The sequence below is a fragment of the Marinobacterium aestuarii genome (assembly GCF_001651805.1).
Taxonomy (GTDB): Bacteria; Pseudomonadota; Gammaproteobacteria; order Pseudomonadales; family Balneatricaceae; genus Marinobacterium_A; species Marinobacterium_A aestuarii.
Window position 1 is genome coordinate 2763755 of record NZ_CP015839.1, and the last position, 26477, is coordinate 2790231.

Below are 26477 nucleotides of genomic sequence, written 5' to 3' on the forward strand. Positions count from 1 at the left end.
TGCCAGCGCATTCAGCCAGGCATGAAATGTGAAATGCCGCTATTACGCCCTTTGGCGCCGCCGCAATAAACAAGGCCCCGCGAACGGGGCCTGTCGATGCCTGACGCTGACGACCCACCCGCCGGGCGGATCGCAGACCCAACGCATCAGATTGCGATGACCTCGTAGCCCTCGCCCATTTTTGCAGCACCGGCAGGATTGGTAACCACCGCTATACTGGCATTGTCACCGGTCAGGTAACGCTGCGCCACCCGGCTCAGGTCGTCCAGCGTCACTGCCAGAATGCGCTGGCGATAGGCGCGGCGCTGCGCTGCTGTGCGGCCAAAGAGCGCACTGTGGTACGCCTGCTTGGCTTCACCGGCGGGAGACCCTGGCTTGTCGATGGAGCTGACCACACCCAGAATCGCCTCTTCGAGCTTCTGCGGATCCTGCGGCGTGTCGAGCAGCCAGCGGATGGACCCATCGAAATCGTCCAGGGTTTCCGCCAGGCGCGGGTCACGGTAGGAGAAGAAACGGAACACGGCATCGGAGGAATCCTGCCCGGCACCGGAACCGTAGGCACCGCCCTTCTCGCGAATGGCGCGGTGCAGGTAACCGTTGCGCAGGAAGTCACCCAGCACCGTCAGGGCCGCCGAGTCTTCGTGCTCGACCGGCACCGTGGGATAGGCCTTGGCACAGAAATTCACCTGAGTGCTGGTGGTCCAGAGCTGGCGCACCGATTCGCGCACCGGCTCAAGCGCAAAGGCACTGAAGTCCGCACTCACGGGCACATCCTGCCAGCGCGCCTGCATCTGCTGCTGCATGCTGTCCTGCTGATCGGCGTCGCCCACCAGCAGGAAACGCCGCGGCGCACCCTGCAGTTTCTGCTTGATGCCCTCGAGCTGCGCCGCCAGCTGCGCCAGCACGCTGTCATCTTTCAGAGACGCATCTAGGCTTTTGATAAAGCGAATGCTTTCCAGACCGCGGGACTCATGACCCAGCTGGGCCGCAGGGCTCATGCGGGCCACCGCTGCGGTCATGGCCAGCGCATGACCCTGACCGGTGATGCTCTGCTCCTTGCGGGTACGGGTCTGGGCGACGATTTCACGCAGGCGCTTGAACTCATCAAAGCGGGCCTCGTTCAGCGTCTCGTGCATCAAATCAACCAGTTCCTGCTGCTTGCTGGCCAGCGCCTTGCCGGACAACACCAGGAATCCGCTGACCTGCTGCTCATTATCAATCGCGCCACGCACTTCGGTGTAGGCACCGATGCTGCCGCAGACCTGAGACTGATACTGCTGGTTCTGCTTGTAGTCACGCGCGCCACAGCCCAACTCGGTGAGGCAGTGGGTGAAGAGCGGCAACAAACGGCGTTCCTGCGCATCCAGCGCCGGCAGATCGATAATGAGCTGCTGGTACACCAGACCATTGGTGCCCTGGGCGTAAGCCTCCAGTGCCAGCGGCTGCTGCAGCTGTACCTGGGGCTGCGGGATTTTCATCTCTGTCGGTACATCGCTGATACCCACCTTGGGCAGGATGCTTTCGTCATCTTCCTGCATCTGGCGGGCTTCCAGCGCCTCGGTCTGTGCAATGATCTGCTGCTTCTCAGCATCGCTCAGCTGAGCGCGAATGGCTTCAAGCTGCGCCGCTTCCGCCGCATCGCGACGGCTTGCCAGCTGTTTGTCGGGGCGCAGGGACAGGCGCACCAGGTGAGCGTTGTCCAGCAGCAGCTCTTGCACCATGGACTGGATGTAATCGGGCTGCTTGATGTCTTCACGCAGTTTTTCCAGCACCGGGTCCAGGTTCAGCACGGCGATGGGGTCGCCGTTGTGAATACCCGCCGAGATGGACGACATGATCAGATTCAGGCCGTAGGGGTAACCGTCACCACTGAGCTCGCGCTGGGACAGTTCCAGCTGATGCAGCTGCGCTTCGAGCATTTCCTGGGGCACGCCGTTCTCGGCCACCTCGTTCAGGGTATCCAGGACCAGTTTCTCAAAGGCCTCGGCATGCTGCGGATCACTGCCTTCCAGACCACACATAAAGCTCATTTCACGGTTGGAATCTTCCAGCCCGCACAGTGGCGACGGCGCACTGCCAAGCTCACTCGATTCCAGGGCATGGCGCAGCGGCGAGGCGCTGTTGTCCAGCAGCACGCGGGACAACAGGTGGGCGCGCAACTGCGCTTCCAGGTCGATCGACTGTCCCAGCAGCCAGCCCATCACATGGTGCGTCTTGCCGGACAGGTCTTCCTCGTCCAGCGCATAGGCTTCTTCGACCCGAATCGGCGCGTGCAGGCGCTTTTCGTCTGTCACCTGGATATGGCTGTCCAGGCGTTCGAACTGCGCCAGTGCCTGAGCATCAAAGCGTGACTGCAGTTCTTCCACCGCAATATCACCGAAGGTCATGAAGACCGCGTTGCTTGGGTGGTAATGACTGCGGTAGAACTCAAGCAGCTCGTCGTAGCTCAGATCCGTAATGCACTCCGGATCACCGCCACTGTTGTAGTGGTAGGTGGTGGTCGGGAACAGGTGCTTGCCCAGGGTCTGGTACAGGGTGGACACGGCGGAGCTCATGGCCCCCTTCATCTCGTTCAGCACCACCCCCTTGTAGACCAGCGGCGAATCCGGATTGCCGGCGTCGCTGAACTCCATGCGGTGACCTTCCTGGGCAAAGTCCAGCGGGTCGAGGCGCGAGAAGAAGGTCGCATCCAGGTAAACGTCCAGCAGGTTGAAGTAGTCCTTGCGGTTCTGGCTGGCAAAGGGATAGGCGGTCCAGTCGGAACTGGTAAAGGCGTTCATGAAGGTATTGAGTGAACGCCGCGTCATCATGAAAAAGGGATCACGTACCGGGTAGCGCTTGCTGCCGCACAGCGCGGTGTGCTCCAGCATGTGGGCCACACCGGTAGAGTCCATTGGCACGGTGCGAAAAGCGACGAGAAAGACATTTTCTTCGTTGTCGGCGGCGATGTGGTAGTGCCGAGCGCCTGTTTGCTGATGCTCATACTCCGCCATTTCAATGTTCAATGACTCTATGACTTCACTGCGGAGAAAACGAAAGCTGGAATGACAGTTCTGTGTCTGCATGAAAGCGATGTGCCTCAACCTGTCCGTGGTCGTCACTGCGACCTTGATGAAAAACGCAAACACCCATTCTATAGGCTATGCGCCCGGTTTCAAAAAACTGTTGCATTGGAGTGCTACATTGGCGCCGATGTTCCGTGCAAGGCAAGGGTTTTCACAGCTCGCCAACCGGCTGTTCGCATCTGCGTTGCAACAGCACCCAGGCAACCCGTGAACTTTGGCGACACCGCTGAACACAGGGATATCAGTGCAAGTTAGGCCTTCAAAAAATATTTTGTGCAGCGCAGCATTATGGATTGACAGGTCGATGCCCTGGCTCTATATTTGATCTCAATTGCTGCAACGCACAAATTTGATTCCAGTTAACGCCGCCAATACCACATTGAGGTAATAAACATGTACAACGATATGATGAAAGACCTGAAAGACAAAATGCAGCCTGTTGTTGATATCACCGAGATCAACAAGAAAGCGGCCGAAAAGCTGTTCGCCCTGCAGTCTGCCTGCATGACTGACCTGTTCAACAGCAGCATCGCTCAGATGAAAGCCCTGACTGCTGTCAAGGAACCCAAGTCTGCCGTAGAACTGCAGGTTCAGTTCTTCAAGACCCTGGAATCAAAACTGACCAACGTTGCAGAGCAGGAAATCGCTACCCTGACTGAAGCCAAGGATCAGCTGAGCGAAATCGTTGAGAAAAGCATCACTGAAATGTCTGAACTGCCAACCAACCAGTTCGGCGACTTCAGCAAATTCACCGACATGAGCCAGTTCGCTGATTTCAGCAAGTTCACCGATTTCAGCAAATTCGCTGACTTCAGCAAATTTACCGATCTGAGCAAGTTCGCTGATCTGAGCAAGTTCGCCGACATGAGCGCCTTCACTGCCGCGCCTGTTGTCGAAGAAGCTGAGAAAAAAGCGCCTGCCAAGGCTGCTCCGCGCAAAGCCGCTGCTCCTGCTGCGACTACCGCTGCGTAAAGTTGTTCTCTGGGGATCCACGTCCCCAACCACTCAGGCCTGGCCTTGCCAGACCTTTTCAGGGCTACCCTCGGGTAGCCCTTTTTTTATACATGGACGTATTTATCCTGCGGGTACAGGATGTACCAGAGCAGGGTTTATGTTCAGGATGAACGGTATGGCGCGGGTGCATGGATGCACAAGAGCGCCAATGTTCAGGATGAACGGTACGCCATAGCTCTCGCCTAGTCCCGAATGATCGCCTCACCCCGCGCCAGGGCCGGCACGTCACCTTCCAGTCCCATGGCCATACGAATGACCTTGCGCTTGGCAGGCGCCAGCCGTTCCGCCAGCCCCAGGCCCAGATTGCGCAGCAGTTTGAGTGGCAGGTTGCTGTTGCTGAATACGCGATAGAACGAATCCATCAGCTGCATCATCATCAGATTGTGCTGCCGGCGTGCCTTCTCGTAGCGCGCCAGCACCTGTACGGCGCCAAAGGGTTCGCCATTCGCCTGGGCCTGGACGATCACCTCGGCCAGGGCCGCTGCATCCAGCAGACCTATATTCACGCCCTGCCCGGCCAGCGGATGAATCATGTGGGCCGCATCCCCTACAAGGGCGACACCCTCGCCGACATAGCGCTGGGCATGCTGGCGCCGCAGCGGGAATGAGCCGCGCGCAAACACCTTATCAATCTGCCCGAGACTGGCCGGAAAATTGCTTTCCACCTGCTGCAAAAATGCAGCATCATCCAGCGCCATAAGGGTTTTGAGCCTATCGGGCTTGCCATACCAGACCAGGGAGGCGTGATTGCCCCCCAGCGGCAGAAAAGCCAGGGGCCCTGTGGGGGTAAACTGCTGCCAGGTGATGTCCTGCTGGCCATAACCGGTCTGGACGCTGGCGACCAGCGCGTGCTGATCGTAGTCCCACTGCGTCACGCCGATACCGGCGGCCTGGCGCACGCGGGACTGGCCACCGTCCGCCGCCACCAGCAGCCGACCCAGGACTTCGCGTCCATCGGCGAGGCGCACCAGGCTGCTGCCAGGCGCGTACTCGATATGTTCGGTTCGAGCCGGGCAGATAAGGTCAACATTGGCAAAGCTGCGCACACGCTCCAGCAGCGCCAGTTGCACCACGCGGTTTTCAACAATATGCCCCAGCTCGCTGCAGCCGATCTCGTCGCTATTGAATTCGGTGGCAGCACGTACTTCGTCTGCCTCCCACACCTTCATGCGCCGATACGGACACAGACGCCGACTGCTGATACCGTCCCAGACACCCAGGGCCTGCAAGATGTTACGTGAGGCCGCGCTCAGGGCCGACACCCGCAGGTCGTAGGGCTGATCAGGCTCAAAGGGCGCCGCAAAGTCGTGTTCGATCAGACCGACCGACAAGGGACTGTTACCCAGCGCGCAGGCCAGGGTCGCACCGACCATGCCGCCGCCGACGATCAAAATGTCATAGCGTGGTTTCATACTATATTTCGGTAACGCCGCCCATATAGGGACGCAGCACCTCTGGCACCTCAATGCTGCCATCGGCGCGCTGGTAGTTTTCCATCACCGCCAGCAGGGTGCGGCCGACCGCCAGACCTGAACCGTTCAGCGTGTGCAGCAGTTCGGGCTTGCCGGTTTCCGGGTTGCGCCAGCGGGCTTTCATGCGCCGTGCCTGGAAGTCCAGCATGTTGGAGCACGAGGAGATTTCGCGGAACTTGTCCTGCCCCGGCACCCAGACTTCGATATCGTAGGTTTTGGCAGCGCCAAAGCCCAGATCGCCGCCACAGAGGGTGATCACGCGGTACGGCAGGTTCAGCAGCTGCAGAATTTTTTCGGCGTGACCGGTCAATTCCTCCAGCGCCTCCCAGGATTTCGAAGGTTCAACCAGCTGCAACAATTCAACTTTCTCGAACTGGTGCTGGCGGATCAGGCCACGGGTGTCCTTGCCGGAGGCGCCCGCTTCCGAACGGAAACAGGGGGTATGGCAGGTAAAGCGCAGCGGCATCTGTTCAGCCGGCACGATCTCGTCACGCACCAGGTTGGTCACCGGCACTTCGGAGGTCGGGATCAGGTAGTAGTCACGGTCACCGAAAGGCACCTTGAACAGATCCGCCTCAAACTTGGGCAGCTGACCGGTACCATAAAGGGAATCCGCATTGACCATAAAGGGCACATAGACTTCGGTGTAGCCGTGCTCGCCGGTGTGGGTATCCAGCATCAGCTGAATCAGTGCCCGGTGCATGCGGGCAACTTTGCCCTTCATAACGGCAAAGCGCGCGCCGGTCAGCTTGGCGGCGGTTTCAAAATCCAGCTCGCCGTGCTGTTCACCCAGATCAATGTGATCCCTAGGCGTAAAATCGAAGTTGCGCGGCTGACCCCAGCGACGCACTTCCACGTTATCGTCTTCGCTCAGGCCTTCTGGGACGCTCGCATCCGGCAGGTTGGGCACGCCCAGCAGCAGATCATCGAGCGCGGCCTGCAGATCAGCCAGGGTCAGCTTGGCGGCGTCCAGCTGTTCGCCCAGGGCCTTGACTTCAGCCTTGAGGGGCGCAACATCTTCCTTCGCGGCCATGGCCTTGCCGATCTGCTTGGAGCGGCTGTTACGTTCACTTTGCAGGTTTTCGGTGGTGACCTGCACTTCCTTGCGCTGCTGTTCCAGTTCGCTAAAGCGCTCGACGGGAAAGTCGAAGCCCTTTTTCTTTAACAGTTGGGCGACTTCTTCTGGATTGGAGCGGACGTATTTAGGGTCTAGCATGGGTTCTCAAAGCACCTTTTAAATCACAGCAGGCGGGTTAGCGACATGCCGACATAAAGGGCGGCAAGGCACAGAATAACGCTCAATGATACATAGATTAAAGCGGACATGACATGCCCCTCCTGCAGCATCACCACCGATTCCAGCGCGAAGGTGGAGAAGGTGGTGAAAGCGCCGAGAAAGCCGACCATCAGCAGGGGACGTAATTCCGGACTCAGGCGCGCCTTTTCGAGCACCAGCACGAAGAGCACACCCATCAGCAGCGAACCTGCCACATTGCACAGCAGCGTGCCCAGCGGAAAGCGGCCCTGGGCATTGTTAAGCAGACCGCTGATCCAGTAACGCCCCAGCGCACCCAGGGCACCCCCGGTGGCAATCGCTATCAAGTGCAGCATGACTCATCCTTTGCCATCGCGGGCGTTCATTTCAGTTCAGACCGGCAGCAGCGCTATCTCTGCAGATAAAACACTTAACGCAAGCTCACTCGGCCCCATAACGGCGCCGGGCGCTGCGGGCATCAAGATTAGCCAGATGATCCAGCTTGTCGGCAATTTTCTGCTCCAGCCCACGTCGGCTCGGCTCGTAGTAGCGCCGATCAGAAATCGATTCCGGCAGGTAAACCTCACCCGCTGCGTAGGCCCCTTCCTCATCGTGGGCGTAGCGGTATTCGTCGCCATAACCCAGCTCTTTCATTAACTTGGTTGGCGCATTGCGCAGGTGTACCGGCACCTCGAGACTGGCATCAGCGGCCACATCGGCGCGGCACTGATTGAATGCCCGGTAAACGGCATTGCTCTTGGGTGCGCAGGCGCAGTAAATCGCCGCCTGGGCGATGGCGCGTTCGCCCTCCGAAGGGCCAACACGCTCGAAGGCATCCCAGGCGGACAGCGCGACCTGCATGGCTCTGGGGTCGGCATTGCCAATGTCTTCCGAGGCAATGGCCACCAGGCGGCGCGCCACATAGAGCGGATCACAGCCGCCGTCGAGCATGCGGCAATACCAGTAGAGTGCACCGTCCGGCGATGAGCCACGTACCGACTTGTGAAACGCCGAGATCATGTCGTAGAAGAGGTCGCCCTGCTTGTCGAAGCGACGTCCGCTGGCACCGAGCACTTCCGTCATGACCGACTCATCAATGCGCTCAACGTCGCCATCGGGTTGGGCCAGATCCGTAGCAATCTCCAGCAAATTCAGCGCCCTGCGTGCATCGCCATCGGCCGCCACCGCAATCTGCTGCAGCACGCCATCGGCGACATCAAGGCGGCGCTGCCCCAGGCCGCGCTCACTATCCTTGAGCGCATGGTGCAACAGACTCAGCAGGTCGGCCGCCTCCAGGCTGCGCAGCAGATAGACGCGGGCGCGGGACAGCAGTGCGTTATTGAGTTCGAACGACGGGTTCTCGGTGGTCGCGCCAACAAAAATAAAGGTGCCGTCTTCTATATAGGGCAGAAAGGCATCCTGCTGCGACTTGTTGAAGCGGTGCACCTCATCCACAAAGAGGATACTCTTGCGTCCCGACTGGGCCTTATAGGCACGAGCCTCCTCGATCGCCGCCCGGATATCCTTGACCCCCGACAGCACTGCCGACAGGGTCAGAAAATGGGCATCAATCTGCCGCGCCATCAACCGTGCCAGGGTCGTTTTACCGACACCGGGCGGCCCCCAGAAAATCATCGAATGGGCGACGCCCTGCTCCAGCGCCAGACGCAGCGGCTTGCCGGGCGCCAGCAGATGCTGCTGGCCGGCGTATTCATCCAGGTTACGGGGGCGGATACGGGCCGCTAGCGGCTCATACCCCGGGCTGTCATCGGCAAACAGATCGTCCATCAGGCACCCGGGTCGACTATCAGATCTGCACCATCGGGCACATCAAAGCTGAACAGATCAGCGCCCAGCGTGGGATTCTGCTGCTGGTTGTGAAACTGGATGGTAGTGCGCTGACCGAGAGAGTCTTCCAGCATCAGCTGGCCAATCTGCTCTTCAACAAACAGCAGCCGGATGCGGGTAAAGGTGCTCTGCTCATTGCGTGGCAGCAGTTCGAACAGCGCCTCACTGCCGGATTCATTCACCAGCGTGATGGTGAAATCCTCGCCCAGGCGGTCGATCTGGCCATTCAGAATCAGGGCCGGCGCACTGTTGCCATTGGCATCGAAGGGCTTGCGCGTAACCTGCATCAGATCGGGGTCGTAGATCCACAGGTAGGTGCCGTCGTTGACGATCACCTGGGGAAAAGGCTCCTCGCTGGTCCAGCGAAACAGATTAGGTTTGCGCAGCACCAGAGTACCGTTGGTCGCCTCGGTACGCTGCCCATTATCCGTCACTGAAAACTGCTCGAAATCGGAACTGAAGGTATCGTAGCCCTGCAGCATCTGCTGCAAGCGGGCATCCGCTTCCAGCGCCCAGAGCGGCGCCGAAAATAACGATAAAAGACCTGCAAAACCAACAGCAACTAACTGTTTCATAATCAATCTCTCGGTGGTGGTGGCGCGAGTACTTCGCGCTGACCATTGCTGCCTGCCGACGTTACGACGCCGGCAGCTTCCATGGTTTCAATCATTCGGGCGGCGCGGTTGTAACCAATCTTGAGTTTACGTTGCACACTCGAAATCGATGCCTTGCGACTCTCCAGTACAAAGGCCACGGCTTCGTCGTAGAGCGCATCCTGCTCATCATCGAACAGGCCGGCAGAAGGTGCGCCGCCTTCAGACGGATCGCTCAGAATGTCATCTATATAGGCGGGCGCGCCATAGAGCTTCCAGGCATCCACAATGCGGTGCACTTCATCATCACTCACAAAGGCACCGTGCACGCGGTTCGGCACACTGACCCCGGCCGGCAGATACAGCATGTCGCCGTTGCCCAGCAGGTTTTCAGCACCGGACTGATCCAGGATGGTGCGCGAATCGATCTTGGAGGACACCTGAAAGGCAATGCGCGTCGGCACGTTAGCCTTGATCAGGCCGGTAATAACATCCACCGACGGGCGCTGTGTCGCCAGGATCAAGTGAATGCCCGCCGCACGTGCCTTCTGGGCGATACGTGCAATCAGTTCTTCGACCTTCTTGCCGACAATCATCATCATGTCGGCGAACTCGTCGATCACCACGACGATGTACGGCAGGGTTTCGAGCGCGGGCGCCGGGGTATCGAACGGCAGGCCTTCCTGCTCCGGATTCCACAGCGGATCCTTGATCGGCTGTCCCTGCTCCTGCGCCTTGAGCAGCTTCTCGTTAAAGCCCGACAGGTTACGCACCCCCATCTTGGCCATCAGCTTGTAGCGCCGCTCCATTTCGGCCACACACCAGCGCAGACCACCGGCGGCCTCCTTCATATCGGTAATAACCGGTGTCAACAGGTGTGGTATGCCTTCATAGATCGACAGTTCAAGCATCTTGGGGTCGACCATCATCAGGCGCACTTCATCGGGTGTAGCCTTGAACAGCAGGCTGAGCAGCATGGCATTGACGCCCACCGACTTGCCCGAACCCGTGGTACCGGCCACCAGCAGGTGAGGCATCTTGGCCAGGTTCACCACCACCGGGTTACCGGCGATGTCGTTACCCAGGCCCAGCGTCAGCTTCGATGAGGCCTCGCGATAGGGTTTGGAGTTCAGCACCTCACTCAGGCGCACCGTCTGGCGGGATTCATTGGGTATCTCGATACCCACCACCGATTTGCCGGGAATGACCTCCACCACGCGCACGCTGAGTACCGCCATGGAGCGGGCCAGATCCTTCGCCAGATTGGTAATCTTGCTGGCCTTGACGCCCGGAGCCGGCTGCAGTTCGAAACGGGTGATAACAGGCCCTGGATTCACTTCCACCACTTCGGCGACCACACCGAAGTCCTTGAGTTTGTCTTCCAGCAGGCGCGACATCATTTCGAGCTGGTCGTCGCTATACCCCTGCTCCTGATGCAATTCCGGCGGGTCCAGCAGATCAAGCGAGGGCACCTGCTGGCGCGCAGGCCGCAAACCTGTGGGGCGCTGATCATGATCAAGCCCCAGGTCACTGTCCTGCATCGGCTTGTGGGCTTCGGCCAGCGGCACTATGCGTACACCCTTGCGTACCGCCTCATCCATCCCCTGCCCCGCAGCATCACCTGGCGCCGCCATGCGACCTACCGCGGTATCCAGCACTTGGGATACGGCAACAGGCTCTGAACCGGCGGCTCTGGAATGCACATCGCTGGCATGCCTATCGCTGGCATGCCTATCGCCGGCATGTGCAGCGTTCTGCGTGGCGGGGGCCGCAGCAAAAGGCGCATCAGCGTAATCGCTGTAGTCCTGACTCTCGCTGGCGCGCGGATCTTGCGCCGCTGCCCTGGCAGCCGGGCTTTCTTCGAACGAAAAGCTCGGTTCCACACGCTCGGGCCGGGGCGCGGGGCGGCTAGCTGCAGTCTCACTGCTAGGCCCCTGGGCCGGGGGTACCGATGAATGTGCATCTTCATCGGCAAACTCAGGTGTCAGAAACAGCGGTGCCTGTTCTTCTGTCAAACCGCTGAATGACGGGCCCTGCGCTGCTGCGCCCTGAGAAGACCCAGTGCTAGAAGGCTCAGTGCGAATCCGCGCACTGGATACACTGCTGCTGTAGCCAGGGGCTGCGGCGGGCTTCGCAGCGGCCGGAGTCTTCGTATCAGCGCCGGAACGGGGAGCACGGCGCGGGCGCAAGCGCCCCAGGGACGCAAGCCTGGCGGGTAGGCGCAGCAATCCGCGCCCTATCCAATCCAGCGTCTGGCCAACTGATACCTCGACATAGCAGGTCAACCCCACCAGCATCAGGGTCCAGAGCACGACAGAGCCCCCCAGCACACTGAACCAGGACACGATCCAGTCCGACAATGCCTGACCAATCAGACCGCCGGCGGTAAAGGGATACTCAAATACGCTGTTGGAAAGATGCAGTGATGCCAGCGCACAGAGCCCGGCCACGAACAGCAGGCCGCCACTGGCACGCAGGATCAGGTACGGCATGCCATCGAGCAAGCTAGTCTTGCGACGCAGCAAAAAGCGCAGAGACGGATAGGCAAGCAGTATCGGCACCAGCCAGGCGCCTATGCCAAAGAAGGAAAACAGCCAGTCTGCGACCCAGGCGCCGGCAGTACCGGCAAGATTCCTCACCTCTGGCTGATAGCCCAGGTGAGACCAACCCGGATCCCGGCTGTCATACCCCAGCACCGCTATCATCAGATAAAGGCAGACACCCAGCACCAACATCAGCGCCGATTCTTTAGCAATACGCACCAGCAGTTCCGTAAACGACAAAGATGCTTTCAAATTCTGTTCACTCAAACAACAAGCCCTTAATTTAGCCCGATTTTTCAGGCCAACAACATACCACAATTGGCGGTTTGGGTTGACTCGCTATTGATGCAAAGGCATGAATAAGCGATAGTTACCCGCGATGCGGCACTTGTGGTTAATGAATCAGCACACCGCTGACCGAACGCGATATCTGAACCCCTATTACAAAGACTATACAGGGCAATTCTGACAGCCGGCTGAACAGATGCCCAGGCTCTCATATTGTCAGACAGCCGCATATCCGCCAGGGATTGAATTCAGCGCCCAGCGCCCTCATTTTGAAAGCCTGTCACTTTTGCACAGCGGGTTTTCACAATGAAAGCAGGCATCGACCCAGGCAGAAGTCCGGCCTAACTGAACAGCATCTAGCTGTGGCCTATACGCCCGAGCGCCCGAGCGCCCTGTAGCCGCCGGCCAACGGCAGTCACAGGCCAGATGCCGCCAGGCGTGCGGCGCTGTTCATCAAGCATCGAATCTGACATTTCATTTAACATCTCATCTAACATCGACACGGATCTAACATGAGCGAAGTCAAACACCACCGTCTTATTATTCTCGGCTCCGGCCCCGCCGGTTACACAGCCGCCGTTTATGCTGCCAGGGCAAACCTTAACCCGGTGATCATTACCGGCATGCAGGCCGGTGGCCAGCTGACCACCACCACCGATGTCGACAACTGGCCAGGCGATGCCGAAGGCGTCCAGGGCCCTGAACTGATGCAGCGCATGCAGGCTCACGCCGAGCGCTTCAACACTGAAATCCTGTTCGACCATATCAATGAAACAGACCTGCGCAGCCGCCCGTTTCGCCTCAAGGGTGACATGGGCATCTACACCTGCGACGCCCTGATCATTGCCACAGGCGCATCGGCACAGTATCTGGGCCTGGAATCCGAAGAAGCCTTTATGGGCAAAGGCGTTTCCGCCTGCGCCACCTGCGATGGCTTTTTCTACCGCAACCAGAAAGTCGCTGTTATCGGTGGCGGCAACACGGCAGTGGAAGAAGCGCTCTACCTGTCCAACATCGCCGCCGAGGTCACCCTGGTGCACCGTCGTGACAGCCTGCGCTCCGAAAAAATTCTGCAGGACAAACTGTTCGAGCGCGCCAAGAACGGCAATATCAAGATTGTCTGGAACCACACCCTGGACGAAGTTCTGGGCGATGCCACCGGCGTCACCGGCATGCGCATCCGCAGCACCGAAGACGACAACACCCAGGATATCGAGCTGGCCGGCGTCTTTATCGCCATCGGCCACAAGCCCAACACCGATATCTTTGAAGGCCAGCTGGACATGCACGACGGCTACCTGAAAATTCGCTCAGGGCTCGAAGGCAACGCCACCGCCACCAGCGTTCCCGGTGTTTTCGCCGCCGGCGATGTCAGTGACCACGTCTACCGCCAGGCCGTTACATCCGCGGGCTTTGGCTGCATGGCCGCACTCGATGCCGAGCGCTACCTCGACGATCTGGAAAAGTAAGCCACATCCATGGCAACACCCGGGCAGGCCAGGCGGCCTGCCCGCTGACTGATACTCGGGGAACCCTCGATGATTTCCTGGCTTTCTCGCACATCCCATCAATTCCCCCCTGCATCCCAGGCTCTCAAGGACCCCAACGGCCTGCTCGCAGCCGGTGGTGACCTGAACCCCGACCGCATACTCAACGCCTACCGCAACGGCATCTTCCCCTGGTACAACCCCGGCGAGCCCATTCTGTGGTGGAGCCCGGATCCGCGCTGCGTCATCTATAGCGACCGCTTGCATATATCCCGCAGCCTGCGCAAGCGCCTCAGACGCAGCGACTACCAGGTGACCTTTGATCAGGCGTTCGGCGCCGTCATGGACGGCTGCGCAGCCCCCAGGACCGGCAGCAGCGGCACCTGGATCAGCCCCGAGATGCACGCAGCCTACCGCCAACTGCACCGCCACGGCCATGCACATTCGGTGGAGGTCTGGCAGGAGGGTGAACTGACGGGCGGACTTTACGGCATTGCCTCGGGCCGTATGTTTTTTGGCGAATCCATGTTCAGCCTGCGCACAGACGCCTCGAAAATCGCCTTTGCCTGGCTGGTCGAACAACTTAAAAACTGGGGCTATCCTTTAATTGATTGCCAGGTTCACAACCCGCATCTCGTCACGCTGGGAGCCGAAGAGATCACACGGGAAACCTTTCTTCAGGAACTGGATCGAATTGTCGACATTCCCTGCAGTCCGAGCTGGATATTCGATATCGATGCCAGCGCATTTGGAGGTTAAGACGCCGTGACTACCCTGCGACAACTGCACTTCTACTCCACGCCGGAACACGAGTGCAGCTACATTCCGGGACGCATGGCCCGCACGCTCTTTGTGGACCCCCAGGCCGTCATCAGCACGGACGCCTATAGTCAGCTATCGGACCTTGGGTTTCGTCGCAGCGGCAAGCACATCTACCGCCCCCACTGCGAAGGCTGCCAGGCCTGTGTCTCGGTCCGCATTCCCGCGGATAACTGCCGCCTCAGTAAAAGCCAGAAGCGCGTGCTGAATCGCAACCTGGATCTGTCCTGCAACCGCGTGGTTCCGATCATGACCGATGAGCACTACGCCCTCTATGCGCGCTATATCAATGCGCGTCACGCCGACGGCGACATGTATCCTCCGTCGATTGAACAGTTTCGAGCATTCCTGGTGGAGGGCCACGACAGCAGCTTTTTCTTCGAAGTGCGCCTGAATGACCAGCTGCTCGCCGTTGCGGTGACCGACCAGCTGACCCAGGGACTTTCTGCAATTTACACTTTCTTCGACCCCGATTTACCCAAGCGCAGCCTGGGCACCTACTGCATCCTGACGCAGATAGAACAGACGCGCCAACTGGGCCTGCCTTACCTGTATCTGGGCTACTGGGTGAAGCAATGTCATAAAATGAGCTACAAGATTGGCTTCCGCCCGCTGCAATTACTGCTCGACGGGCACTGGAGTGCACTGCGCTAATCACTTCAGCACGCGAATCTCTTTGATATAACACCGCTTTTAAGGCAGAATACTGCGCTTCACTGGGAAGCGCTGATGAAATTCGTATTAAATCAGCGTGGAAGACTGGGTTAGCAACAGCCTTAACAAGGTAGGTACTGAATGGCCAAAGAAGATAGCATTGAAATGGAAGGCACCGTCATCGACACGCTGCCGAACACCATGTTTCGCGTAGAACTCGAGAACGGTCACGTTGTAACAGCACATATTTCCGGCAAAATGCGCAAGAACTACATCCGCATTCTGACCGGCGACAAAGTCAAAGTAGAACTGACGCCTTACGACCTGAGCAAAGGTCGCATCGTCTACCGCGCCCGCTGATTGCACGCCTTACCCAGCTCTCTTCCGCTTTATCAGCTTCAGTGGCAGCATCTTCGCTGTCACTGTGCTGCGCGCTCCAGCTTCGAAGAACACCTGCGTTAAATTCATCTCCTGCCTGACGACAAGAAGATACTGCCAAGCCCGCGCATCAACCGCGCGCAAAATGCTGTGCCATTTTTCGCAAGCATGGAAGTTCTCGCCTATACAGACGCGTTGAAACGCAGGCAAGAATGCTGCGAATAGCCGCTATGGCATGCAGTACGGCGGGCAGCGACAGGCAAGATAACGCAGATAAACGCAAGAACACTTCAGATTGAAGAATTCGGATGGAAGAAAAGCGCAAAAGCAGCGACTGACAAGAATAGCCAGCCGCTGCAGTCAGATCAGTGACAGCCCTCCGGCTGCTCAGACACCACATGCAACGCCAGATCACCATCGTCACCGACACTGATCTCCACGGTACCGCCCTCTTCGGCCAGCTCGCCAAACAGAATCATCTCTGCCAACGGCTTTTTCAGCTGCTCCTGAATCAGGCGCTTCATTGGCCGGGCACCCATAGTGTCATCGTAGCCTTTCTCCGCCAGCCAGGCGCAGGCGGCATCATCCACATGCAGCACGACCTTTTTCTCATCCAGCTGCGCCTGCAACTCGGTGAGGAACTTGTCGACCACACCCCGAATAATATCCGGCGATAGCGACTTGAACTGGATGATGCCATCCAGGCGGTTACGGAATTCCGGCGAGAACATGCGAACGATCGCCGCCATACCATCGCTGGCGTGATTCTGGTGCGTGAAACCAATGGACGGCCGACTCATCGCCTCGGCACCGGCATTGGTGGTCATCACCATGATGACATTACGGAAGTCCGCCTTGCGGCCGTTATTGTCGGTCAGGGTGCCGTTATCCATCACCTGCAACAGCAGGTTGAACACCTCAGGGTGCGCCTTCTCGATTTCATCGAGCAAGAGCACGCAGTGCGGTGACTTGGTCACAGCCTCGGTCAGCAAGCCGCCCTGATCGTAGCCGACGTACCCCGGAGGCGCACCGATCAGACGCGATACGGTGTGACGCTCCATATACTCGGACATATCAAAGCGCACCAGCTCAATGCCGAGAATCCGCGCCAGCTGCGAGGTCACCTCGGTCTTGCCGACGCCTGTCGGGCCCGCAAACAGGAAACAACCCACCGGCTTATTGGCCTCCTTGAGGCCGGCCCGCGACAGCTTGATGGCAGACGACAGCGTATCGATGGCCTGCTCCTGACCCAGCACCACCATTTTCAGGTTGGAATCGAGTTTCTTGAGCAGATCCTTGTCGGAGGCGGACACGCTTTTGGGCGGGATACGCGCAATCTTGGCCACCACAATTTCGACCTCGGGGACATCAATCAGCAGCTTGCGCGTTTCCTCCGGCATCAGGCGCTGATAGGCACCCGCTTCGTCGATGACATCAATGGCCTTGTCGGGCATGTGCTTGTCATTGATGTAGCGATCCGCCAGTTCAGAGGCGGCACGCAAGGCCGCATCGGTGTATTTGAGCTGGTGATGCTGTTCGAAGCGATTCTTCAGTCCTTTCAGAATCTGGTAGGTATCCAGCACGCTGGGTTCCAGCACGTCTATCTTCTGGAAGCGGCGGGCCAGGGCCCGGTCTTTCTCGAAGATGCCGCGAAATTCCTGATAGGTCGTGGAGCCAATGCAGCGAATCTCGCCGGAGCTGAGCATGGGCTTGAGCAGGTTAGAGGCATCCATGGAGCCTCCGGAAGCGGCGCCTGCGCCAATGATGGTGTGAATTTCATCAATAAAGAGTATCGAGTGCTCCTGACTGCGAATCTCGCCCAGCAGCGTCTTGAGACGCTTCTCGAAATCACCGCGGTACTTGGTACCGGCCAGCAGCGCCCCCAGATCCAGCGAGTAAACCACACTATCGGCGATCACCGAGGGCACCTGTCCTTCGACGATGAGCTTGGCCAGACCTTCCGCAATGGCGGTCTTGCCAACCCCGGCTTCGCCGACCAGCAACGGATTGTTCTTGCGCCGGCGCGACAGAATCTGGATAACGCGCTCAACCTCCGCATCCCGACCCACCAGCGGATCAATACGCCCCTGCTGCGCCAGAATATTGAGATTGACGGCATACTTGGACAGCGCACTCTTGTCCTTGTCATCGCCGGCCTCGGAATCTACCGACACCTCATGATCCTGAGCTTCGTGATCCGACACGCGGGATATGCCATGGGAAATGTAATTGACCGCATCAATGCGCTCCACGCCCTGCTGCTGCAGAACGAACACGGCCTGGCTCTCCTGCTCGCTGAAGATCGCTACCAGCACATTGGCGCCGGTGACTTCGTGGCGCCCGGACGACTGCACATGAAACACAGCACGCTGCAGCACACGCTGAAAACCAAGCGTGGGCTGGGTTTCCATGTTGGGAATATTCTCCGGCAACAGCGGAGTTGTCTCATCTATGAAGGTGGTCAGCGACTGCCGCAATTTTGCGATATCAGCGCCACAGGCATTTAGTACCCCCTGGGCTTCGCGGTTATCTAGCAACGCGAGCAATAAATGCTCGACCGTCATGAACTCATGCCGCTTGTCCCGGGCTACCCGGAAGGCTGCGCTGAGGGTCTCTTCCAACTCTCTGTTAAGCATGGCGGACTCCTGATCAGACGCTTTCGACTTCACACAACAAGGGATGTTTATTTTCCCTTGAGTATTGATTCACTTGCGCGGCTTTAGTTTCAGCCACATCGCGTGTGTATATACCACAAACGCCTTTACCCTGAGTATGGACGGCCAACATGATCTGTGTCGCCTTTTCCTGATCCAGCGCGAAAAAAATCATCAACACCTCAATCACAAAATCCATGGGCGTGTAATCGTCATTCATCAGCACCACCCGATACATCGGCGGGCGCTTCAACTTTGGTTTGGCCTCTTCAGTGGCCAGCCCTGAATTATGATCGCCATGCTGCTCATCATGCCCATCGTTGTCATTATCAGACGAAAGCCTGACGGATACGGAACTGCTCATGCCTGAATATTAGCCTTTACTTTGGTCACTGGATGAAATTGGGGACTGACAATTAGCGTCCCGGATAGCCGGTGCTATACTGCCGTGACGCAGGAGGGATCCAGTATCAGCAGTACCTGCCTCAATGTAAAGAAGCCGCCCCCGGGTCCGCTTCACCATTGTAGCAAGTCAGCGTCTGGGAGTTGAGGCTTGTTTCCTGCAGACAAGCGCTCAGGGCAGTCAACTAGGGGAATTCGCGCATGCAGACAGGGAAAGTAAAGTGGTTCAATAACGCCAAGGGATATGGATTTATTCTTTCGGATGACCACAACGAAGACTTGTTCGCCCACTACTCGGCGATCCAGTCCGACGGCTACCGCAGCCTCAAGGCAGGACAGCTGGTCGAGTTCGAAACCCAGCCAGGCCCCAAGGGCACCCATGCTGTCAATATCAAGCCCATCGGCACGAACTGAGCCACAAGCAGCTGCCTGCCCACAGGTTTTGTCGTTCCAGCCTCAGATTCAGCCCCCAAGACAGCAAAAACCAGCCCGGAGGCTGGTTTTTTTTATGGCTTTCTTACTGACAGGCTAAATCATTGCCTCACTGCATTCTGGCAATGATGGCATCACCAAATTCCGAGCTTTTCAGCAAGGTGGCACCGTCCATCTGCCGCTCAAAGTCGTAGGTCACGGTCTTGGCCGCAATGGCGCCATCGACACCCTTGAGGATCAGATCCGCCGCCTCCAGCCAGCCCATATGACGCAACATCATTTCAGCCGACAGTATCAGGGAGCCCGGATTGACCTGGTCCTTGCCGGCATACTTGGGTGCTGTTCCGTGGGTGGCTTCGAAGATCGCCACTTCATCGGACAGGTTGGCCCCAGGCGCTATGCCAATACCCCCGACTTCTGCCGCCAGGGCATCGGAAATATAGTCACCGTTAAGGTTCAGCGTCGCTACCACGTCGTATTCAGCCGGGCGCAGCAGTATCTGCTGCAGCATGGCATCGGCAATGACATCCTTGACTACGATCTGCTTGCCGGATTTTGGGCTCTTGAAGCTCATCCAGGGGCCGCCATCCAGCAAGGTGGCGCCAAATTCTTCCTGGGCCAGCTCGTAACCCCAGTCCTTGAAGGCACCTTCAGTGAATTTCATGATATTGCCCTTGTGCACCAGGGTCACAGAGGCGCGATCGTTATCCACCGCGTATTGCAGCGCCTGACGCACCAGCCGCCGTGTCCCCTGACGGGACACCGGCTTGATGCCAATACCGCAATTCTCGTCAAAACGGATCTTGGTAACGCCCATTTCCTCTTTCAGAAAGCGAATAACCTTGTCGGCTTCCGCCGAACCCGCCTTCCACTCCACCCCGGCGTAGATGTCTTCCGAGTTTTCACGGTAGATCACCATGTCCACATCCTGCGGGTTTTTCAGAGGACTCGGTACCCCTTCAAACCAGCGCACAGGACGCTGACAGACATACAGATCCAGCTCCTGGCGCAGCGCCACGTTCAGCGAGCGGATGCCACCACCGACTGGCGTGGTCAGCGGGCCCTTGATGCCCACCACAAACTCCCTGAACGCAGCCAGAGTCTCTTCCGGCAGCCAGGTATCCTGATCATAGATCTGCGTCGCTTTCTCGCCGGCATAGACCTCCATCCATGAAATTTTGCGCTGGCCGCCGTACGCCTTGTCGACTGCAGCATCCACCACCTTTATCATCGGCGGGGTGACGTCAACACCGATGCCGTCGCCCTCGATATAGGGGATGATGGGGTTGTTGGGGACATTCAGGGAAAAGTCGGCATTGAGCGTGATCTTTTCGCCTTTGGTTGGCACCTGAATTTTCTGATATCCCATTCTCTACTCCACTGAATACATTCGTAGTAGTATCGCCCGACTGAGTATACACAAAGGCAATTCTGCCGCTATCGCACTATAGCCCATCAGGTCCCATGTCCCAGCTGATCCTGTTCAACAAGCCTTTTCAGGTACTGACCCAGTTCACCGATGACCAGGGTCGCAAGACGTTGGCCAAATTTATCCGCCAAAAGGATGTCTATGCCGCCGGCCGGCTCGACTATGACTCCGAGGGGCTGCTGCTGCTAACCGACGACGGTGCCCTGCAGCATCAGTTGAGCCATCCGCGTCACAAGATGGAGAAGACCTATCTGGCCCAGGTCGAGGGTGAGGTCAGCGAAGCGGCGCTGGCGGCCCTGCGCAAGGGCGTGGAGCTCAAGGATGGCTTCACAGCACCGGCCAAAGCCGAGCGGGTCGAGGATCCGAAACTGTGGCAACGCCATCCGCCGATCCGCCAACGGGCAGAAATTGCCACCAGCTGGATCGAACTGCGCATCACCGAAGGGAAAAATCGCCAGGTAAGACGCATGACTGCGGCCGTCGGCTTTCCGACCCTGCGCCTGATACGCACCGCCATAGGCCGCTGGTCACTGGATGGCCTTAAGCCTGGGGAATACCGCAGCATTGAAGCCCCGTCACCCGTGCAAGGCAACAGCAACGCCACAGTCCGCGCGCCTGGCGGCGAACAAAAGCGCCCCGGCCAGAAACCCGCGAATGGAAAAAGCAGAGGAAAAACAACCACCAGCCGAAAAACACCCAAGCGGCGCTAGAGCGGCACTATCCGTTCAACAGAGCCCGGCGGCAGCATGGGCTCTTGCGGCTTATGGCTTACATGGCTTACTGCTTATGGCTTATGGCTTACGGCTTACGGCTTACGATTCACCATTTTTCCGCCGCATCCAGGTCAGTGCCCTTTTGCTCGACCCAGCGCGCCTCATCGCCCAGCAGTTCCTTTTTCCAGAAAGGCGCATCGCGTTTGAGATAATCCATGATGAACTGGGCGGCCTCAAACGCCGCCACCCGGTGGCGCGAGGCCACACCGACGTAGACGATATTATCGTTGCCCAGCAGTTCGCCAATACGATGAATCACACACACCTGCCCCAGTGGCCAGCGCTCCCGGGCCTGGGCAACAATTTTGACCAGCGCCTTTTGCGTCATGCCAGGGTAATGCTCGAGGAAAATACCCCGCAGCCGCTCGGCGCCTTCAAGCTCGCGCACAATGCCGGTAAAGGTGACGATAGCGCCGCAGCTGGCATCCTCGGCACGCAGCTGTGCGTGTAGACCGGCGATATCAAAGTCCTCGGTTTGAATACTGATAAAATCACTCATGCATGACTCCTGTTGCGGGCGGGAAAAATCATAGCATTAATGCTATCGTGTGCACCCCTTGAATTGGCGGATATGAAACCGATGTGCTGGACGCCCCACGCAACCGTCGCCACCATCGTGGAACGGGATGGTCGTTTCCTTATGGTTGAGGAAAACTCCGACGGCAAGCGAGTATTTAATCAGCCCGCAGGCCATGTCGAGGAAGACGAAACTATCGTAGCGGCCGCCGTGCGTGAAACCCTGGAAGAAACTGGCTGGCAGGTGCGCCCGGAATCCCTGGTCGGGCTTTACACCTACAAGGCGCCGTCCAATGGGGTAACCTATTACCGTTTCTGCTTTGTTGCGACGCTGCTTGCGCGGGGGCAAGACTACAGGCTGGACGATGACATCATTGCCACCCACTGGTTCAGCCGCGACGAGCTACACGAGCGCCACGATCAGCTGCGCAGCCCGCTGGTACTGCAGTGCATTGATGACTACCTGGCGGGACGGCGTTATCCGCTTGAATTTGTGACAGAACATTCTGCCCTGAGATCCGATCCGACATCACCATGAGCGAAAACACCCACACCAAAGTAATCGTCGGCATGTCCGGCGGCGTCGATTCCTCAGTTTCAGCCCTTTTGCTCATGCAGCAGGGGTATCAGGTCGAGGGCCTGTTCATGAAAAACTGGGACGAAGACGACGGCACCGAATACTGCACCGCACTGGCGGATCTCGCCGATGCCCAGGCCGTCTGCGACCGCTTGGGGATCAAGCTGCACCAGGCCAACTTTGCCGCCGAGTACTGGGATAACGTGTTCGAACACTTCCTGGATGAATACCGCGCGGGTCGCACGCCCAACCCCGATATTTTGTGCAACCGGGAAATCAAGTTTCGCGCCTTCCTCGATTACGCCGGCGAGCTGGGGGCCGACCTTATCGCCACCGGCCACTATGTGCGCCGCCAGGATCAGCACGGCCATACCCGGCTGCAAAAGGGGCTGGACAACAACAAGGATCAGAGCTATTTCCTGCACCAGGTCGGCGAAGCTGAACTGGCCAAGACCCTGTTCCCGGTGGGCGAGCTCGAAAAACCCGAAGTACGCCGCATCGCCGAAGAGCACGACCTGGCCACCCATGCCAAGAAAGACAGCACCGGCATCTGCTTTATCGGCGAACGGCGCTTTGCGGATTTTCTCAAGCAGTACCTGCCCGCCCAGCCCGGTGCTATCGAAACCCCGGACGGCGAGGTCATAGGCCAGCACAATGGCCTGATGTACTACACCCTGGGCCAGCGTCAGGGCCTGCGCATCGGCGGCTTGAAAAACCACCCGGAAGAACCCTGGTTTGCCGCCTTCAAGGATCTGGAGCGCAACGTGCTCATCGCCGTACAGGGCAAACAGAACGATCTGCTGTTCAGCGACTGGCTCAGCGCCACTGAAATTTTCTGGATCAATGGCCAGTGCCCGCCCCTGCCTCACCGCTGTAAGGCCAAGGTGCGCTATCGCCAGGCCGATCAGGACTGTGTGATCGACGCAGCCAAAGATGGCAGTTACAGGGTGCGTTTTGATCAGCCCCAGCGCGCCGTGACACCCGGCCAGTCCGTGGTGTTCTACGACGCAAAGACCTGCCTGGGTGGCGGGGTCATTGAAACCACAGGTAAAACCGGCTCGGAGTAAGCGCTTAAGATGTCACGCCAACAGGATCAACAGGCCATCGCCCTGGCCGCCATGTGCCAGGCCGCAACCCTGGTGGATCAGATCGCCACTCGCGGCATGATTCCGCAGAACAGCTTCGAAGCCAGCCTCTACAGCATTTTCGTCACAACGCCGGACTGCACTGAAGATATATTCGGGGGTGCCCATGACCTGCCCCACAATCTGCATCTGGGCCTTAAGACTCTGGGTGACTTCATCGATAAGCGCCGGGGCGATCAGAACCGCAACCTGATCAACTATGTGCTGAGCATGATCACCCTGCAGGCCAAATTGGCCTCCAACAAGGAAATGCTTGCAACCCTCGGCAGGCGAATCGATCAGATCAGCCAGCAGGCGCAGTATTTCAATGGTCAGGATGGCGATCTAATGGACAACCCGGCGGTGTTCACCCACACCAACGTAGTGGCCAATATCGCCAGCCTGTATCAGGAAACGATCAGCACCTTCAGTTTTCGCATCAACGTGGGCGGCGACCCGCGCCATCTGCAGAATGCCGACAATGCCGCCAAGATCCGTGCGCTACTGCTGGCCGGCATTCGCGCCGCCATGCTCTGGCAGCAGGTCGGTGGCCGCCGTTGGCAACTGCTGTTTTTCAAGCACCGGGTACGACCCTCACTGCAGCGCCTGCAGGCCCCGCAATAAGGCGAACCTGCAGACTAATACCCCCGGACCTAAGGTTCACCCGGGCGGCTCGTCTGCAGATCTGTGCATAAGTCATACGCGGGCGCTGCATTTTCGGTATAATGCGCCCACTTTTTTAACCCTACAGTCACAGCGAGACGTTTCATGGAGCTCTCTGCCCTTACCGCCATATCCCCCATCGACGGCCGCTACGGCAGCAAAACTGCTGACCTGCGCGCCTTTTTCAGCGAATTCGGCCTGGTCCGCTTTCGTGTCGAAGTGGAGATCCGCTGGCTACAACAGCTGGCCAACCACCCCGGCATCGTCGAGGTGCAGCCCTTCAGCGCTGCCACAGACGCGCAACTGAACGCTATCGTCAGCGAATTCAGCGAAGTCGATGCCCAGCGCGTCAAGGACATCGAGCGCACCACTAACCACGACGTCAAGGCCGTTGAATATTTCATCAAGGAAAAATTCGGCAGCAACGACGAACTGGCCAAGATCAGCGAATTCGTGCACTTTGCCTGCACCTCCGAGGATATCAACAACCTGTCCCACGCCCTGATGCTGAAAAACGGCCTGGCCGTGATGCAGGATCAGATGCAGCAGGTAAAAGATGCCATCGCGACCCTGGCACGCGATTTCGCCGCCCAGCCGATGCTGTCCCGCACCCACGGTCAGACCGCCTCGCCCACCACCCTGGGCAAGGAAATGGCCAACGTGGCGCACCGTCTGCAGCGCCAGCTCAAGCAGCTGGAGCAGATGGAGTTCCTCGGCAAGGTCAACGGTGCAGTCGGCAACTACAATGCCCACATCTCCGCCTACCCCAATGTCGACTGGCAGGCCTACGCCGAGTCTTTCGTCACCAGCCTGGGCCTTGACTGGAACCCCTACACCACTCAGATCGAGCCGCACGATTACATCGCCGAGCTGTTTGATGCGATCTGCCGCTTCAACACCATCCTGATCGACTTCGATCGCGATGTGTGGGGCTACATTTCCCTGGGTTACTTCAAGCAGCGCACCATTGCCGGCGAAGTGGGTTCGTCCACCATGCCGCACAAGGTGAACCCGATTGACTTCGAAAATTCCGAAGGCAACCTCGGCATCGCCAACGCCATCATGCAGCACCTGGCCGCCAAGCTGCCGGTCTCCCGCTGGCAGCGCGACCTGACCGACTCCACGGTACTGCGCAATCTGGGTGTCGGCTTTGGCCACAGCCTGATCGCCTACCAGTCGGCCCTCAAGGGCATCAGCAAGCTGGAACTGAACGCCGCGCGCATGGATGCAGACCTCGAGAACGCCTGGGAAGTCCTGGCCGAGCCGATCCAGACCGTGATGCGCCGCTACGGCATCGAAGAGCCGTACGAAAAGCTCAAGGCGCTGACCCGTGGTCACACCATGAACCGCGAGACCATCCAGAACTTTATCGACACCCTGGATATGCCGGACGACGCCAAGGCATCGCTCAAGGCTCTGACACCGCAGAATTACATCGGTAATGCTGTGGCACAGGCCGAATCAATCTGATTGATCCGGGCTGAATGAACGGGGCCCCAGGGCCCCGTTTTCAATGGTGGCCGCACTCTGTGCCTGCCTGCGCAGGCCAATCGACGCATAACCCGAACTGCCTTCGGAACTCCCATGCTGAAGAATATCCGCATTGTACTGATCAACACCTATCATCCCGGCAACATAGGCGCTGCGGCGCGGGCCATGAAAAACATGGGGCTGACGCAACTCTGGCTGGTGGAACCGCGTGAATTCCCCCACCCCGATGCCGACTCCCGTGCCGCTGGCGCCAAGGATGTGCTGGATAGCGCCCGGGTCGTTGGCAGCCTTGATGAAGCCATCGCCGACTGCCAGCTGGTAATAGGCACAAGCGCGCGCAATCGCACCTTCGACCTGCCCCAGCTGGATGCCCGCGAATGCGGCATCAAGTGCGCGGCGGAATCCGCTGACGGTGAAATTGCCATCGTCTTCGGCCGTGAAACCATGGGGCTGCATAACGATGAGCTCAAGCGCTGCAACTTCCACGTTTATATTCCGGCCAACCCGGAATACCCGGTACTCAACGTGGCCCAGGCGATACAGTTGCTGAGCTATGAGGTCTGGATGGCCCACGAAGCACCCTCGGTGAAACAGGACAGCGCCCAGTATCCGCGTCAGGGTGAAATGAAGATGTTCTATGAACATCTGGAGCGGGTACTGCGCCTGACCCACTTCATCATTCCGCAGCATGAAGGCCGTGTGCTCGACAAGCTGCACCGCTTTTTCAACCGCAGTCGCCCGGAACGGGCCGAGCTTGGGATGCTGCGAGGGATCCTAACCTCGGTGGAGGAAGTGCTCGGCAAGCATAAAAAGTAAATCACATCGATGTCATTCTCGCTGAAAGACACTGGCCCCGACATGCTGCGCGCCATCCCCTGCAACCTCGGTGGAAGAAGTGCTCGGCAAGCATAAAAAGTAAACGGCTGACAAAAAACAGTCGTCACAACCCGCCTGGCTGTTGTCCCGACAAGGCGCTGCAGGCTAGTCTTGATAACCCCGA

At 58.4% G+C, this 26477-nt stretch carries 23 protein-coding genes; 12 read left to right on the forward strand and 11 right to left on the reverse strand.

Annotation, left to right across the window (positions count from 1 at the left end; translation table 11 throughout):
• Positions 1–146: 146 nt before the first annotated feature.
• Complete coding sequence (locus A8C75_RS12100) at positions 147–3065, reverse strand: insulinase family protein (RefSeq protein WP_067382564.1); 2919 nt, start codon at positions 3063–3065, stop codon at positions 147–149.
• A gap of 393 nt (positions 3066–3458) precedes the next feature.
• Between A8C75_RS12100 and A8C75_RS12110 the strand changes: the two genes are divergently transcribed.
• The gene (locus tag A8C75_RS12110) at positions 3459–4037 is read left to right on the forward strand and encodes a phasin family protein (RefSeq protein WP_067382570.1); all 579 of its coding nucleotides are present in this window, start codon (positions 3459–3461) and stop codon (positions 4035–4037) included.
• A 224-nt stretch (positions 4038–4261) separates the two neighbouring features.
• Here the strand turns inward: A8C75_RS12110 and A8C75_RS12115 are convergent, their stop codons facing one another.
• The 6 genes from A8C75_RS12115 to A8C75_RS12140 all read right to left on the reverse strand — a co-directional run bounded on the left by A8C75_RS12115 (position 4262) and on the right by A8C75_RS12140 (position 12009).
• On the reverse strand, positions 4262–5491 hold the full coding sequence (locus A8C75_RS12115; RefSeq protein ID WP_067382573.1) for a UbiH/UbiF/VisC/COQ6 family ubiquinone biosynthesis hydroxylase: 1230 nt from the start codon (positions 5489–5491) through the stop codon (positions 4262–4264).
• A gap of 1 nt (position 5492) precedes the next feature.
• Positions 5493–6767, reverse strand: coding sequence for a serine--tRNA ligase (gene serS, locus A8C75_RS12120; RefSeq protein ID WP_067382576.1), 1275 nt, complete (start codon positions 6765–6767; stop codon positions 5493–5495).
• Positions 6768–6790: 23 nt separating this feature from the next.
• Positions 6791–7162, reverse strand: a complete 372-nt coding sequence (crcB, locus tag A8C75_RS12125; protein WP_067382579.1) for a fluoride efflux transporter CrcB — start codon at positions 7160–7162, stop codon at positions 6791–6793.
• 85 nt (positions 7163–7247) lie between these two features.
• Positions 7248–8594, reverse strand: a complete 1347-nt coding sequence (locus A8C75_RS12130) for a replication-associated recombination protein A (RefSeq protein WP_067382582.1) — start codon at positions 8592–8594, stop codon at positions 7248–7250.
• Positions 8594–9229 carry an outer membrane lipoprotein periplasmic chaperone LolA gene (lolA, locus tag A8C75_RS12135; protein WP_084784034.1) on the reverse strand — a complete coding sequence of 212 codons (636 nt, stop codon included), beginning with the start codon at positions 9227–9229 and terminating at the stop codon, positions 8594–8596. Before lolA ends, A8C75_RS12130 begins: the two co-directional genes overlap by 1 nt.
• 2 nt (positions 9230–9231) lie before the next feature.
• Positions 9232–12009 (reverse strand): DNA translocase FtsK, encoded by a 2778-nt coding sequence (locus A8C75_RS12140; protein ID WP_227819903.1) that lies wholly within the window; start codon positions 12007–12009, stop codon positions 9232–9234.
• 581 nt (positions 12010–12590) lie between these two features.
• Between A8C75_RS12140 and trxB the strand changes: the two genes are divergently transcribed.
• From trxB to infA, 4 genes are all read left to right on the forward strand, one after another.
• The gene (gene trxB, locus A8C75_RS12145) at positions 12591–13547 is read left to right on the forward strand and encodes a thioredoxin-disulfide reductase (protein WP_067382588.1); all 957 of its coding nucleotides are present in this window, start codon (positions 12591–12593) and stop codon (positions 13545–13547) included.
• 69 nt (positions 13548–13616) lie between these two features.
• Positions 13617–14324 (forward strand): leucyl/phenylalanyl-tRNA--protein transferase, encoded by a 708-nt coding sequence (aat, locus tag A8C75_RS12150; protein WP_067382590.1) that lies wholly within the window; start codon positions 13617–13619, stop codon positions 14322–14324.
• Between the two features lie 6 nt (positions 14325–14330).
• On the forward strand, positions 14331–15038 hold the full coding sequence (locus tag A8C75_RS12155) for an arginyltransferase (protein WP_067382593.1): 708 nt from the start codon (positions 14331–14333) through the stop codon (positions 15036–15038).
• Positions 15039–15179: 141 nt separating this feature from the next.
• Positions 15180–15398, forward strand: a complete 219-nt coding sequence (infA, locus tag A8C75_RS12160) for a translation initiation factor IF-1 (protein WP_007019821.1) — start codon at positions 15180–15182, stop codon at positions 15396–15398.
• Positions 15399–15781: 383 nt separating this feature from the next.
• On the opposite strand, the gene clpA is transcribed toward infA, so the two are convergent.
• Positions 15782–18052 carry an ATP-dependent Clp protease ATP-binding subunit ClpA gene (clpA, locus tag A8C75_RS12165; RefSeq protein ID WP_067382596.1) on the reverse strand — a complete coding sequence of 757 codons (2271 nt, stop codon included), beginning with the start codon at positions 18050–18052 and terminating at the stop codon, positions 15782–15784.
• A 13-nt stretch (positions 18053–18065) separates the two neighbouring features.
• The gene (clpS, locus tag A8C75_RS12170; RefSeq protein WP_067382598.1) at positions 18066–18434 is read right to left on the reverse strand and encodes an ATP-dependent Clp protease adapter ClpS; all 369 of its coding nucleotides are present in this window, start codon (positions 18432–18434) and stop codon (positions 18066–18068) included.
• Positions 18435–18673: 239 nt separating this feature from the next.
• Here clpS and cspD point away from each other — a divergent pair, with 239 nt between their 5' ends.
• The gene (cspD, locus tag A8C75_RS12175) at positions 18674–18886 is read left to right on the forward strand and encodes a cold shock domain-containing protein CspD (RefSeq protein WP_067295063.1); all 213 of its coding nucleotides are present in this window, start codon (positions 18674–18676) and stop codon (positions 18884–18886) included.
• A gap of 127 nt (positions 18887–19013) precedes the next feature.
• On the opposite strand, the gene icd is transcribed toward cspD, so the two are convergent.
• A complete protein-coding gene (icd, locus tag A8C75_RS12180) occupies positions 19014–20273 on the reverse strand; it encodes an NADP-dependent isocitrate dehydrogenase (protein WP_067382602.1) in 1260 nt (419 codons plus the stop codon).
• A 95-nt stretch (positions 20274–20368) separates the two neighbouring features.
• Here icd and A8C75_RS12185 point away from each other — a divergent pair, with 95 nt between their 5' ends.
• Entirely contained in the window at positions 20369–21043 is a 675-nt protein-coding gene (locus A8C75_RS12185) for a pseudouridine synthase (RefSeq protein WP_067382605.1), read from the forward strand.
• Positions 21044–21152: 109 nt separating this feature from the next.
• Here A8C75_RS12185 and moaE read toward each other — a convergent pair whose 3' ends face one another.
• Positions 21153–21605: a molybdopterin synthase catalytic subunit MoaE gene (gene moaE / locus A8C75_RS12190; protein WP_067382608.1), complete on the reverse strand. Its 453-nt coding sequence runs from the start codon at positions 21603–21605 to the stop codon at positions 21153–21155.
• Positions 21606–21677: 72 nt separating this feature from the next.
• Between moaE and A8C75_RS12195 the strand changes: the two genes are divergently transcribed.
• The 5 genes from A8C75_RS12195 to trmJ all read left to right on the forward strand — a co-directional run bounded on the left by A8C75_RS12195 (position 21678) and on the right by trmJ (position 26293).
• Complete coding sequence (locus tag A8C75_RS12195; protein ID WP_335623471.1) at positions 21678–22160, forward strand: NUDIX hydrolase; 483 nt, start codon at positions 21678–21680, stop codon at positions 22158–22160.
• A complete protein-coding gene (gene mnmA, locus A8C75_RS12200; RefSeq protein ID WP_067382614.1) occupies positions 22157–23266 on the forward strand; it encodes a tRNA 2-thiouridine(34) synthase MnmA in 1110 nt (369 codons plus the stop codon). The genes A8C75_RS12195 and mnmA overlap by 4 nt, the downstream gene beginning before the upstream one ends.
• A 9-nt stretch (positions 23267–23275) precedes the next feature.
• A complete protein-coding gene (gene hflD, locus A8C75_RS12205) occupies positions 23276–23947 on the forward strand; it encodes a high frequency lysogenization protein HflD (protein WP_067382617.1) in 672 nt (223 codons plus the stop codon).
• Between the two features lie 144 nt (positions 23948–24091).
• Positions 24092–25456 (forward strand): adenylosuccinate lyase, encoded by a 1365-nt coding sequence (purB, locus tag A8C75_RS12210; protein ID WP_067382620.1) that lies wholly within the window; start codon positions 24092–24094, stop codon positions 25454–25456.
• Positions 25457–25570: 114 nt separating this feature from the next.
• Entirely contained in the window at positions 25571–26293 is a 723-nt protein-coding gene (gene trmJ, locus A8C75_RS12215; RefSeq protein ID WP_067382623.1) for a tRNA (cytosine(32)/uridine(32)-2'-O)-methyltransferase TrmJ, read from the forward strand.
• The last annotated feature ends 184 nt before the right edge of the window (positions 26294–26477 follow it).